General features: G+C 32.2%; 1 protein-coding gene and 1 pseudogene. One reads left to right on the top strand and one right to left on the bottom strand.

Annotated features, from left to right (window positions below):
- Positions 1-479 (bottom strand): annotated as a pseudogene (locus tag KQ486_RS14125) (conserved phage C-terminal domain-containing protein); the annotation flags it as partial.
- A 64-nt stretch (positions 480-543) separates the two neighbouring features.
- Between KQ486_RS14125 and KQ486_RS14120 the strand changes: the two are divergent.
- A partial coding sequence (locus KQ486_RS14120) for an Abi-alpha family protein (RefSeq protein WP_216687999.1) occupies positions 544-822 on the top strand: 279 nt, incomplete at its 3' end.

Genomic DNA, 822 nt, shown 5'->3' with positions numbered 1-822 from the left:
TAGGGAATGGAATACACAGTCGGGTTGCCCGACAATATACTTCCATCATTATTAGTATTGTTATTATTAGTTAAATCATTATTAGTACTATTATTATTAGTAGTACGCCCTTTTCGGTTTTCCGTTTTTCCGTTTTCCGAAAACCCGTTTGCCGATAATCCGTTTTCCGAAAATGGCATTTCGGTTGGTTTTTCGTAAACTAAGTATTCAAAACCTTTAAACACACCGTTTTCAGCTCTTTTTTGTATTCTGTGAACATATTTATTATCCATAAGTTCTTGAACGCCACTATTGATTGATTTTTGTCCATCATTCATATGTTTAACTACTTCTGACGTGTATATTTGCCAATTGTCAGGACGACTTAGGAAATACAATAATATCCCTTTAGCTTTAGCACTTAAATTACTATCGAACACAAAAGATTTATGCACAGTTACAAAATCGCCACTTTCTTTTATCGTTCTAAATGTTGCCATTTCGTTATCTCCTTTCTGGTATAATTTTATTATCGCTATTGCGTTAGATTGGGGGTGAATAATTATGGATCCTATTTTAGGTAAAGGTATTGATAAAATTATTGAAGGCGCATCAAAAGGGCCTGTAGAAACATTCTCTAAAACTTGGGAACTTGTCTTTGGGAAATTCCACCTTTATGTGGATAAAGTTATTTATCAAAGAGAAGTAGAATTTGAAAAATTCAAAGAACAATTTAAAAAAGAAATATCTTCTGTACCTGAAAATAATTTACAAGAACCACAATTTTCTCTTCTAGGTCCTGCTCTAGAAGCTTCAAAGTTTTACATTAGTGAAAAAACTTTA

It is taken from the genome of Allobacillus halotolerans, assembly GCF_018967645.1.
Taxonomy (GTDB): Bacteria; Bacillota; Bacilli; order Bacillales; family Alkalibacillaceae; genus Allobacillus; species Allobacillus halotolerans.
The sequence above is the reverse complement of the archived record's forward strand: the minus strand, read 5'-3'. Positions and strand labels throughout refer to the sequence as shown.